The following is a 12700-nucleotide window of genomic DNA, read 5'->3' as shown; positions in this document are numbered from 1 at the left end:
ATGCGTGCTCACAGTTTATACTCGCGTTGGCCTCATCAGCGGAGCCAAGGCACTTGCGTCACTGAGACTCACTGTCTGGCTTTCTGGGGTAGCCAGCCTGTAGTTGGGCCAGTTGCTTTTCGTATTTGACGATCTTGAGAATGCGCGAGCTGACAAAATGGCGGGTGATGTTTTTCGGCGAGTAGAACACATCAGTCTGCCATTGGCCGCAGATGAGTTCTTGCCCCGTGGGATCATCGGCTGGCTGCAAGATCATATCCGCCATGATTCTATTGATGCCTGACACGTTCGGGCCCGACTCATGCCACAGATGGCTGTTCATGATGACGAAGTCACCCGGTGCCAGTTCCGGGGTCACCGTGGGCCATTGCATGTCGAAACTGCAAGGGTCAATCTCACCCGCGTCACCCAACATGCCCAGACGATGCGAACCTACGTGAAACGTCAGGCCACCGTTGTCTCTGTTCACGACACTCAGCGGCACGAAAACACTGCACTTGTTCAAGTTGCCCACGTGATAGCAGCTGTCCTGATGCAGGAACACCTTGTTCGGACTCAATGCATCCTTGATCACGAAACGGTGGTTGTACAACGCGATGTGATCGCCCAGGAGCGGCTTAAGGGTATGTGCGAAAACGGGCTCGCGGTAGAGGTGCGCAAGCCCCTGCGGCAACCGCTCGTTGAGCGACACAGGGTTTGCGCGATTGACATCCCGCCCCCGCTCCAGCACAGAGGCATAGAACGCATCCCACTCACGCTGCCACCCACCGATGACATCTTGAGCAATGGCATTGCGCACGATGAACACGCCAGTCTTGCGAAACACATCGGGATCGAACGTCTCACCAGTCAGCTGCGGGACAAGCGCGTGCAACGCCTCCATCGAATTATTCATCGCCAACGTCATATGAAACGGAACTTCAATTCGCTGTCTTGGGTTTGCTTGAACTTGTTGCAGCGTGCCAACACATTGTACTTGATCGGAAACAGCTCACGCTCCGGCGATTCGAGAATGTCGATTTCAACAATATCAAAGTCACGCAGCAGCACATTCCAGCCATGTTCGGTAATACGCCAGCAATCAGGCGACGGGCCATGAATGCGCCAGTTCAACGGCGCGGAGATCAACAGATATCCCTCATGCTTAAGCACGCGACGCAACTCTTTGATCGTATCGAAAGGATTGAGCGTGTGCTCGATGACCTCAAGACACACAACACAGTCGTAGGCACTGTCAGCAATGAATGTGTTTACTTTGGTGATATCACCAACAAGCGTTGGCTCGTAGGTATCAACGATATCGAACGTGTCCACAGCGAAGTTGCTGAAGCTTTCTCTGACCTTGGAACGGTCCTGAGGTCCCACTTCCAGCAGCTTACCTGTCTGATCAGCAAGCAACCGGGCAGTGCGAGTCACGAAATCATTGAGGTGATCGCGGGCCAGCTGAAACGTATCGTTATCGAATTTCGACGGTGTCGCCATGATGAATCCTGGTGTCTGCGCGAGGCAGTAATTGAGATGTAATCGGCGCGAAGCCAAACGCCTTGTCTTTCGCGTATCGGCCCCACGTCGGCGATCATTAATTTACTCAAACACGCTTTTGTCTTGGCCTCAAGGGGTAACGCGCTCGACGGTCATGAGTGCACCTTGCCGCACAAGGCGCCCGGATGGGGTCCTGATCCGGCCCGGCGGGCTTGGCCGGCTTATTGCTACACAGGTCGATTACAGGTTGTGCGTCATTTTCATGGCGGGTGCTTTCGCGCCTGCCGACGGCTGCGCGAATGCGTGCCTGGACGTCGCACACGACAATTTTTATCTACGGAAACCAAGATGGATTCTCAACGACTGGTCAGTGTCGTCATCGCTGTCTGCCGCACCGAGTTTTTCGAAACCGCCTTGCGCAGCGTGATCGAGCAAACCCACGACGCGATCGAAATCGTGATTTGCGATGACACCCGCGATGGTCTGGCGGAGATGGTCGTCGACCTGTACCGGGCCTCGTGTCCGTGGCCGGTGCGCTACCTGCGCAACGAGAGTCCGCTGGGTGCCGATGGGTGTTTTCTGCGCGGGATCGGTGAATCGGCCGGCCGCTACATCAAGTTTCTGTCGGGTGATGCCCTCCTCGGCCCGGACTGCATCAAACAGATGGTCACCGCGCTGCAGGCAAGCCCCGATGCCCGCCTGGTATCAGCCCATCGTCAGTGGCTCGATGCAGACGGCACCTTGCTGGCGGAGAATCTGGCCACGCGTTTTCGCGTCCCCGAGCCGACGGTCTTGCGCGGGCCCGAGGTGGTCGCCGTGCTGGGCGAGTTCACCTGCAATTTCATCGGTGAACTGAGTAGCGTGCTGTGCCGTCGCGACGACTTCGTGGCGCTGGGGGACAACGCGTTCTGCCTGAGCGGCGAGTCGCTGGGGATGCTGAGCCCGCTGGCGCTGTACGCTCATCTGCTGCACGACGGCGATTTGATTCTGCTGCCCTCGACCCTGTCGGCCAGCCGGATCGCCCCACACGGCTTCAGCGACCAAGGCATCGAAATCGCAGGTGCGGACACCGAATTCGTCCACCGTTTTCACCGCCTGATTCGTCAGCTCGGCTGGGGTAGCACCACACTGGCCAACGGCTGGGTAGGGACGCGCCCGCTGGCCGCCGCTCAGGATTTCACCGCTTTCGATTTGCAGGGCAACCTGTCGGCACCCGCGCCACAGCGTCTGAATCCGCAACAGGTACAGGCCTGGCTGAATCACCGCACGCCCACCGCGGCACAGCAAACCGAGATCCACCGGGGCCTCAGCGAAGCGGGCACTCCTTCGCTGCTGGTGATCATCAAGGATGCGGACAACCTCCCGGACAACGTTCAGCGGACCCTCGACAGTTTCGATCCCCAAAACCCGTTGTTTGCCTTGCTCCACGTGGTAGTGATTTCGTCAGCAAGCGCGCTGCCGCAAAGCCCCCTGGGCCCTCGCCTGAGCCTGATAACGTCGAGCGGGCACGACATGGCGCGGCTGATGAACCGGGTCGTCGAGGAGCACAACTTCGACTGGCTGATGGTCGTCGATGCGGGCACGCAATTCACGCCGTTCGGGCTCACGGCCTGCGCGCTGGAACTGGCCCGCTCGCCTGACTGCGCTCTGGCGTTCGCCGACCAGATGTTCCGCCACCCCAAAGGTGGCTTGAGCTCGGCGTTGCGCGCTGATTTCAACCTCGACTATTTGTTGAGCTATCCCCTCGTGGCCGCCGCTCACTGGCTGCTGCGGCGTACGACGCTGCTCGAGCTGGGAGGCTTTGATGCGCATTTCAGCGATGCGGCCGAGTTCGACCTGATTCTGCGCTGGGTGGAGCGCGAGGGTTCAGACCGGATCACTCACATCTGCGAGCCGCTGCTGGTCTGCGACCTGCCGGCGACGACCGCCAATGCTCATGAAATCGACACGCTCCTGCGGCATCTCAAGGTACGCGGCTACCCTAACGCCGAAGTCGTGCATACGCTGTCGCGGCGTTACCACGTGCTCTACGGCCATACCGCGCAACCGCTGGTCTCGATCATCGTCCCCACCAAGGATCAACTGCCGTTCCTGCGCCGCTGCGTCGAAACCCTGCTGCACAAGACCCGCTATCCCCACTACGAGCTGCTGATCGTCGACAACAACAGCGAAACCCCCGAAGCCCTCGAATGGCTGGCGCACATCGAAGCCATGGGTTCGCAGCAGGTTCGGGTGATCCGCTACCCGCATCCGTTCAATTATTCGCGCATCAATAACGTCGCAGCGGCCCAGTCCAGGGGCGAATACCTGGTACTGCTGAACAACGACACAGCGATCATTCACGAGCGCTGGCTGGATGAACTGCTCAATCACGCGCTCCGCCCGGAAGTCGGTGTGGTCGGCGCCAAGCTGCTGTACCCCAACGGCCGTATGCAACACGCCGGGGTCCGCCTGGGAATGGATGGCCCCGCCGGTCATCAACACATTGGCGAGCCCCAGCACATTCAGGGTTACCTGCAGCGGGTTCAGGTCGATCAGGACCTCAGCGCTGTCACGGCCGCCTGCCTGATGGTCCGCCGCTCCATTTATGAAGAGGTCGGCGGGCTGGACGAGCACGCGTTCGTGGTGTCCTACAACGATGTCGATCTGTGTCTTAAAGTCGGCGAACGCGGGTTTCTCAACGTCTGGACCCCTCACTCGGTCTTGATCCACGAAGGCAGCGTCAGCCAGACCCACGTCGACACCGCCGCCCATCAGGTCAAGCGCAAGCGCTTCATGGGCGAACAATTGGCGATGTACCGCAAGTGGCTGCCGCTGATCGGACGCGACCCGGCGTTCAATCCCAATCTGTCGTTCGATTTGCAGTCCATCGAACTGGAATTGAACATGCAGCTGGTCTGGCGTCCGATGGCGTGGCGTCGCTCGCCGGTGGTGCTAGCCTATCCTGATGGCCTGTGGGCAGCCCCCCACGAGCGAGTCATCGCGCCTCTGCAGGCCCTCGAACAGCGAGGTGTCGTCGAGGCGAGCCTGAGCAACGCGCAATTGTCGATCCCCGAGCAAGCACGTCTAAAGCCCGACGTCATCGTCTTCCAGGCCCGTCTCGACGAGGCATTCGTGCAAACCGTCGCCCGTGCCCGGCTGCTGGAGGACGTGTTCGTCGTGCTGGATCTCAACGATGTCCACCTGGCCACTGACGCGCCAGGCCATGATGCGTTTGCCTTCAGTGCCGAGCGGATTGAGCTGCTGCAAGTGATCCTGCAACAAGTGGATCGGGTCGTGGCCTGCACCCAGATGCTGGCCGACATTGCCCGGGAATTTCATGCCGATGTGCGTCTGGTGCCGTCATGCCTGAGCGCGGATGCCTGGGGCCACCTGACCTGCGCGCGCGGTCAGGGTCACAAGCCGCGCGTTGGGCTGGTCAGTGACAACTGGCAGGCGCAGGATTTGCACCTGATCCTTCCCGTGGTCGAAGCGCTCGGCAATGAAGTCGAGTGGATCGTCATGGGCGATCACCAAGGTGTGTTGCGCTCCTACAGCCATGAACATCACCCATTGCCGGGCGCCGATCAGTATCCAAATGCCGTGGCCGCGCTGAATCTCGACCTGGCGCTGCTACCTGCCGTCGATAACCTGTTCAGCACATGTCGAAGCCCGCTCGCCGTGCTGCAGCTGGGCAGCTGCGGGGTGCCCGTGGTGTGCAGCGACGTGCGGGCATTCGCCGGTGAGTTGCCGATTATTCGCGTGCCCAACACACTGCCCGACTGGGTCGACGCCATTCGCGCCCATACCCTGAACCTGTCGACCGCCGCGCTACTGGGTGACCGCTTGCGCGAGCAGGTGCTCAGTGAGGGCATGCTCGATGATGCCGCCATCCAGGCCTGGCAGCACGCGTGGCTGCCTGAGCGCTGATCCGCAAGCCCTGCTGTGCCAAGGTGCCTGATAACTCACAGGTCGCGCACCACCCGCCGGGTGCGATACCCACCTGGACTCTCCCCCGTCCACTTCTTGAACGCCCGGTGAAACGCGCTGGGCTCCTGGAAGCCCACCAGGGCTGCGATGTCCACCACGCTCATGTCGGTTTCGCGCAGTTTCTGTTGGGCGATGCCTCGACGCACGTCGTCCTTGATGCCCTGGAACGCACAACCCTCGCGCTCCAGTCGCCGTCGGAAGGTGGTCGGGCTGAGTTTCAGTTCGGCTGCCATCTCCAGCAGCGTCGGCCAATGGCCGTAATGACTGCTGCGCAGGCGCTGATACACCTGGGACGCCAGCCCACGCTGATTGCGGAAGCGGATCACCAGCCACTGCGGCGCAGTGCGCAGGAACGACTTGAGCGACGGCAGCGATTGCACCACCGGCAGACGCAGGTAGTGGCTGGAAAACTCGACCTCGGTGCGCGCCTCGCCGAACCCCAGATTGAAGCCCCAGAGCAACGAGTCATCGCTCAGCCGTTCGCGGGTGTGGCGAAAATGGGCGCGATCAATGCTGATGCGTCGCCCGCCCAGCCAGCACAACAGGCTGATCATCAGCAGCAGAAAGGTCTCTTCGCCAAACCGGCGCTTGACCGGGTCGGTGGCGTGGTTGTCCACGGCGATAATGGCCCGCTGGCCGCGCACCACCAGGCTGCCACGAAAATCCTTGAGGAACAGGCCGAAGTTGGCCAGACACTGACGCAGCGCTTTTTCCAGATTGGGCTCCTGGATCAGCCCACGACAGATCAGCGCGAAGCTGCCCAGCGGCATGCCGTGGGAGTCCAGAGCGAAAAACTCGTCGCCCAGCTCCTTGATCTGAATCAGCCACAGGGCCGCGAAGGCGCTGGCAGGCACGCGCGCGGCCGGGTTGTCCAGCAACGCCATGTCGATCCCCGCCCCTTCCAGCACCGATTGCAAACGCAGCGGCTGGTCACGCAAGGCGTGGGTGACCAGATGGACAAAGTAGATCGAGACTGAATCCTTTTCCCGCATGAGCTGCCATTCCCGTTGTCGTTATGAGCCACGACGCTGATGGTAAAGAACGCCAGCCGATCTGGACAGTTTTGGCATAGGCCGCCCTCCAATGCCGATCTAGACTTGCCCGCAAACCGGGCCTGACCGAAATGCCGTCGGTCGCGTCCCCCCCACAAGACATACAACAGGTTTGAGGAGTCGACATGAGCCATCCCGAAGTTTTCGTCGTCAGCGCATTGCGTACCGCCATCGGTGGATTTGGCGGCTCGCTCAAGGACGTCTCGCCCATCGAGCTGGGCACGCAGGTCAGCCGCGCAGCGCTGGCGCAATCGGGGCTGGCCGCCGAACACATCGGCCATGTGGTCATGGGCCACGTGATCCCCACCGAAGTGCGTGACGCCTACCTGTCTCGCGTCATCGCCCTGGAAGCCGGCCTGACCAAGGAAACCCCGGCCATGAACGTCAACCGCCTGTGCGGCTCAGGCCTGCAGGCGATCGTCTCGGCGGCGCAATCCTTGCTCCTGGGCGACGCCAAGGCCGTGCTGGCCGGTGGCGCCGAATCCATGAGCCGTGGCGCCTACATCATGCCCCAGGCCCGCTGGGGCGCGCGCATGGGTAACGTGCAGGCTTACGATTACATGCTCGGCGCCCTGCATGATCCGTTCGCCAACATCCACATGGGCATCACTGCCGAGAACATCGCCGAGAATTACGGCATCACCCGCGCCGATCAGGACGCGCTCGCCCTGACCAGCCAGCAACGCGCCGCCCGCGCCATCGCAGAAGGTCGTTTCGAAGGCCAGATCGTGCCGATCGAAATCGCCACCCGTAAAGGCACTGTGACCTTCGCCCAGGATGAGCATGTACGTGGCGACGTCACCGCCGAGCAACTGGAAAAAATGAAGACGGCGTTCAAGAAGGACGGCACCGTCACCGCTGGCAACGCCTCGGGCCTGAACGACGGCGCTGCCGCGTTAATCATGGCCAACGGCGACACCGTGCGCGAACAGGGCCTCAAGCCGCTCGCGCGTCTGGTGGCTTACGCCCATGCCGGTGTCGAGCCGTCGATGATGGGCCTGGGGCCGATCCCGGCGAGCCGCAAGGTGCTGGAGCGTGCGGGCTTGACCGTAGCTGATCTGGATGTCATCGAATCCAACGAAGCCTTCGCCGCACAGGCCTGCGCCGTCGCCCGTGAGCTGGGCTTCGATCCGGCGAAGGTCAACCCCAACGGTTCGGGCATCTCGTTGGGCCACCCGGTGGGCGCGACTGGCGCGATCATCGCCACCAAAGCCATTCATGAGCTGCACCGCATCGGCGGCCGTTACGCGCTGGTGACCATGTGCATCGGCGGCGGTCAGGGCATCGCCGTGATCTTCGAACGCGTGTGAAGGGGGAGGCTGCCATGACCATGCACCACATTGCCGTGATCGGCGCAGGCACCATGGGCAACGGCATCGCGCAGGTGTGCGCCGTTGCCGGGTTCGAGGTGACCCTGCTCGACATCAGCGACGCAGCACTGGAGCGCGGCCTGGCCACCGTGCGCAAGAACCTGGAGCGCCAGGTCAACAAACACACGCTGACCGCCGAACTGGCCAAAGAGGCGCTGGGGCGCATTCGTTGCACCACCGACTACGCGCAACTCAACGAGCCGCAGGTGGTGATTGAAGCGGCGACCGAAAACCTCGAACTCAAGCTGCGCCTGCTCAAGCAGATAGCGGCCCATGTCGGCACCGATTGCGTGATTGCCTCAAACACCTCATCGCTGTCGATCACTCAACTGGCGGCCAGCGTCAATGACCCCGAGCGCTTCATTGGTCTGCACTTCTTCAACCCGGTGCCGATGATGGGCCTGATTGAAGTCATTCGCGGGCTGCAAACGGCTGACGAAACCCATGTGGTGGCGATCAAACTGGCCGAACGCCTGAACAAGACCGCCATCACCGCGGGCAACCGTCCGGGCTTCGTGGTCAACCGCATCCTGGTGCCGATGATCAACGAAGCGATTCTGGTGCTGCAGGAAGGCCTGGCCACCGCGCAGGACATCGACGACGGCATGCGCCTGGGCTGCAATCAGCCCATCGGCCCGCTGGCGCTGGCGGACCTGATTGGTCTGGACACACTGCTGTCGATCGTCGAAGCCTTCCACGAGGGTTTCAACGACAGCAAATACCGCCCCGCTCCCCTGCTCAAGGAAATGGTCGCGGCGGGGTATCTGGGACGCAAGAGCGGGCGTGGGTTCTTTGTTTATAACTGATGCCTTGCGCCTCAAACCGTAGGAGCGCGCTTGCCCGCGATAGCGTCAGGTCAGACAGCGCAATGTTGATTGGACATCCGCCATCGCGGGCAAGCGCGCTCCTACAGGTCATAAAAAAACCGCAACCTTCACAGGCTGCGGTTTTTTTCGTCCCAAGCGCCCATCAATGGGAGAACAGTGAGTTCCCCACCTTGCCGGCCATCTTCTCCGGCTTGATCAGGAACCGGGCCAGCGCTGGCAGCAGCCACAGCGCGCCGAACATGTTCCACAGCAGCATGAAGGTCAGCATCAGCCCCATGTCGGCCTGGAACTTGATGGCCGAGAAGATCCAGGTGCACACGCCGATCGCCAGGCACAGGCCGGTGAACAGCACCGCTTTACCGGTGGACTTCAACGTCTCGTAGTACGCCTCTTGCAGCGGCAGACCCGCGCGCAAGAAGCTTTCCAGACGACTGTAGATGTAGATGCCGTAATCGACGCCGATCCCCACGCCCAAGGCCACCACCGGCAAGGTCGCAACCTTCACGCCAATGCCCATGAACGCCATCAGCGCGTTGCCAAGCACCGAGGTCAACACCAGTGGAAGGACGATGCACAGCGTCGCGGCCCACGAGCGGAAGGTGATCATGCACATGACCGCCACGCAGATGTACACCAGAATCAGGATGGTCAACTCGGCCTGCTTGATCACCTCGTTGGTCGCGGCCTCGATTCCGGCGTTGCCCGCAGCCAGCAGGAATTCCAGCCCTTCCTTGTTGTTGGCCTTGGCGAAGTCCTGCACCGCATGCACGGCGCGGTCGAGGGTTTCTGCCTTGTGATCATTGAGGAAAATCAGCAACGGCGCGAGGGAACAGGTGTTGTTGTAAAGACCATCAGCGCGGGAGATAGAGCTGTTGAGCACGTCCTTGTTGCGCGACAACGACTCCCACTTCAGGTTGCCCTCGTTCATGCCCTTGATCACCTGCTTGGACACCGTGACCAGCGAGATCGCCGACTGCACGCCGGGGGTATTTTCCATCTTCCACGAGAGCTCGTTGATCGCTGACAGCGTCTGATAGGCCGAGCAGCCTTCGGGCGGGGTCTTGACCATCACCACCAGCACGTCGGAGCTGGTGGAATAGTTGTTGATGATGAAGTTGTTGTCCTGGTTGTAGCGCGAGTCGGGACGCAGCTCCGGCGCACCTTGATCGAGGTCACCGATCTTCAGGTTGTGGCCGTACCAGAGGCCGCCAGCCAGGGCGAGCAGCGACAGGATCACCGACACCCGAGCGACTTTAGGGGCAGCAAAATTCGACAGCAGACGCCAGAATGGGTGTTCGCGAACCGCAGACTCTTTACTGCGAACAATGGCCCTTTTGCTGATGCCTGCGTAGGAAATCGCCACAGGCAGCAGAATCAGGTTGGTGAACACGATGACCGCCACACCGATGGACGCGCCAATGGCCAGCTCGCGAATCACCCCGATGTCGATGATTAGCAAGGTGATGAAGCCCACGGCGTCGGCCAGAATCGCGATCATCCCCGGCAGGAACAACTGGCGGAAGGTACGCCGTGCAGCAGTGAGCGCGTTGTCGGCATCACTGGATTGCAGAGCGATACCGTTGATCTTCTGTACGCCGTGGGAAATGCCGATGGCGAAGATCAGAAACGGTACGAGCATCGAGTAGGGATCGAGCCCAAAGCCCACCACATGCATCAGCCCCAACTGCCAGATCACGGCAATCAGGGTGGTACTCAGCACAGCGATGGTGCTGCGTGTGCAGCGGGTGAACCACATCAGCAGCACGAGGGTGATGAAGAACGCCACGCCGAAGAACATCACCACCATGATCAGGCCGTCGATCAGATCACCGACCTTCTTGGCAAAACCAACAATGTGGATATCGACGTTGGGGTTCTGTGCTTCGTACTTGTCGCGGATCTTCTCTTCCAGTTGATGGGAGAACTGGCGGTAATCCAGCGGCAGCAGCTTGCTCTGATCGTTAGGGTCTGGGTAGAACTCCTGCAGCGGGACGTCGACGATGCTGGATTTGAAATTGTTCGCCACCAGACGCCCGATTTGGCCGGACTTCAGAACGTTGTTGCGCAGCGTGTCCAGGCTGGCCTGGGAGCCGTCGTAGCTCTGCGGAATCACCTCGCCACCGGCAAAGCCCTCCTCCGTCACTTCGGTCCAGCGTACGCTCGGGCTCCACAGTGACTTGAGGCCCGAGCGATCAACACCCGAGATGTAGAACACCTCGTCGTTGATCTGTCGCAGGGTCTCCATGTATTCCTTGGAGAAGATGTCGCCCTGTTTGGCTTGCACCGAAATCCGCACGGTGTTGCCCAGGTTCGCCAGGTCGTTGCGGTGCTCCATCATGTTCTGGATGAAGGGGTGGCCCAGCGGGATCATTTTTTCAAAGCTGGTAGACGGACGAACCAGCGTCGCCTGCCAGAACAGAAAAATACTGACCAGCAGGCAAATCCCGATCACGATCGGGCGATTGTTGAAGATCAATCGCTCGAGCAGTGTCGGCTTGTCATGAGGCTGATGGAGATTGGTCATCTGAAAGCGTCCTCGCCTGGTCAGTTCTTATTGTTGAGCGCTGTCGGCGCCCGTTGGCGAGGTGACGCGAACGCCGCCTTGACCTACCAGAATGAGATTGCCCTTGTTGTCCTCGGTCACGCCGGCGAGCGACAGGCGATCAGGCCGATTGGACACGGTGAACGTCTCACCGTCGTCGGTGCTGCGCATCACGCTGCCACCGTTGCCCACCAGCACGATTGAGTTGTCCGGCATCAGCGACGCGTTGGCGATACTGAACTCCAGCGGCCCGCGTTCACCTTCCAGCGCGATGGGCTCCCAGTTGCTGCCAAAGTCCGTGGAGCGGAACAGGTTGCCGCGCAAGCCATAAGCCAGGAGCGTGTTGGCCTCTGAGGTGCCGACAGCGCCAAACAGTGAGCCTTGGTACGGGCCTTCCAGTTTTTCCCAGGTCTGACCTTCGTCGGCCGAGCGGAACATGCTGCCCATTTCCCCGACGATGAACAGGCCTGCGTCTTTGACGTAAGTGATGCCGTTGAGGTGGTACTGGTCTTCGTTATCCAGGCGATCGCCGATGTCTGCCCAGTGTTGGCCGCCATCGGTTGTATCCAACAGCGCACCATAGGCCCCCACAGCGATTCCGGTATTGAGGTCCTTGAACCAGACATCCAGCAAGGGGGCTTCGCGCTTGAGGTCTTCGAACTGTTTGGTCCAGGTTACGCCGCCATCGCTGCTGGCGAGGATCTGCGCATCATGGCCGACAGCCCAGCCATGTTTGTCATCGACAAAATAGACCGCCGTCAGCAGCTGCCGAGTGGGCACTTTGGCCTGAGTCCAGGTCTTGCCCTGGTCTTCGGAATAGAGGATGTGACCGCGATCACCCACGACCACCATGCGGTCGCCTGCATGAGTGACGTCCAGCAACAGACTGCGGGAAGCTCTGGCGGATTCCAGGGCGAACACACTGGCATCGCCTGCGTTGGCGGGGGCATCAGCGGGCGAGCTGTCCACCGCGAGCGCCGTACTGCAGAAGGCCATTGAGATGAACAACGACAACACAGCATTCAGGGGCTTGCCCGTGTGTAGTGTCCGGGAGTCGTCATTCTTCTCAATGACCACGGACCGAGTGCGCCGCTTGACTGGCTCACGCATGGAGCTTCCCCTTCCTTTATTTTTATTAGGTTCTCCTGGAGGGTCGACCCTTGCTGCAAGCGCTCTAGCCTGCGGGCGGACCTCTCCGAAGCGAACCCATCCTATCCAGCTTTGGAAACGTATGACAATCGACATGACGTTATCTTTTGTTAAGCAACGGCCCGGTGATTGGGGCGTTATCACTGGGACTGATTGGCAACTGTAGCGGCTGGGGTGGGCTGTCGGATGACATACGAGCAAAAGGCCATCCGCCTTGGGAATTTTTAATCGTGCAAAAACAAAACCCCATCTGCGTGAGCAGATGGGGTTCTGGAATTTAATCTTGACGATGACCTACTCTCACATGGG

Annotated in this window: 8 protein-coding genes; 3 read left to right on the top strand and 5 right to left on the bottom strand. The window is 60.5% G+C overall.

Translation table 11 applies throughout. The annotated features are described in order from the left end of the window. Positions 1-58 precede the first annotated feature (58 nt). Entirely contained in the window at positions 59-907 is an 849-nt protein-coding gene (locus AC07V9_RS22720) for a phytanoyl-CoA dioxygenase family protein (protein WP_495017887.1), read from the bottom strand. After that, on the bottom strand, positions 904-1482 hold the full coding sequence (locus AC07V9_RS22715) for a class I SAM-dependent methyltransferase (protein WP_495017886.1): 579 nt from the start codon (positions 1480-1482) through the stop codon (positions 904-906). Before AC07V9_RS22715 ends, AC07V9_RS22720 begins: the two co-directional genes overlap by 4 nt. Before the next feature lie 348 nt (positions 1483-1830). Between AC07V9_RS22715 and AC07V9_RS22710 the strand changes: the two genes are divergently transcribed. Next, complete coding sequence (locus AC07V9_RS22710; RefSeq protein ID WP_495017885.1) at positions 1831-5391, top strand: glycosyltransferase; 3561 nt, start codon at positions 1831-1833, stop codon at positions 5389-5391. Between the two features lie 35 nt (positions 5392-5426). On the opposite strand, the gene AC07V9_RS22705 is transcribed toward AC07V9_RS22710, so the two are convergent. After that, positions 5427-6443, bottom strand: coding sequence for an AraC family transcriptional regulator (locus AC07V9_RS22705; RefSeq protein ID WP_495017884.1), 1017 nt, complete (start codon positions 6441-6443; stop codon positions 5427-5429). 185 nt (positions 6444-6628) lie between these two features. Here AC07V9_RS22705 and AC07V9_RS22700 point away from each other — a divergent pair, with 185 nt between their 5' ends. Continuing rightward, complete coding sequence (locus tag AC07V9_RS22700) at positions 6629-7813, top strand: acetyl-CoA C-acyltransferase family protein (protein ID WP_495017883.1); 1185 nt, start codon at positions 6629-6631, stop codon at positions 7811-7813. A gap of 14 nt (positions 7814-7827) precedes the next feature. After that, complete coding sequence (locus tag AC07V9_RS22695) at positions 7828-8679, top strand: 3-hydroxybutyryl-CoA dehydrogenase (RefSeq protein WP_495017882.1); 852 nt, start codon at positions 7828-7830, stop codon at positions 8677-8679. A 163-nt stretch (positions 8680-8842) separates the two neighbouring features. On the opposite strand, the gene AC07V9_RS22690 is transcribed toward AC07V9_RS22695, so the two are convergent. Continuing rightward, entirely contained in the window at positions 8843-11224 is a 2382-nt protein-coding gene (locus AC07V9_RS22690) for an efflux RND transporter permease subunit (RefSeq protein ID WP_495017881.1), read from the bottom strand. 27 nt (positions 11225-11251) lie between these two features. Further along, on the bottom strand, positions 11252-12352 hold the full coding sequence (locus AC07V9_RS22685; protein ID WP_495017880.1) for a WD40/YVTN/BNR-like repeat-containing protein: 1101 nt from the start codon (positions 12350-12352) through the stop codon (positions 11252-11254). Positions 12353-12700 lie beyond the last annotated feature (348 nt).

Source organism: Pseudomonas sp. GW821-FHT02A11 (assembly GCF_059421985.1).
Note: the sequence above shows the minus strand (reverse complement) of the source record. Positions and strands in the feature narration are given on the sequence as shown.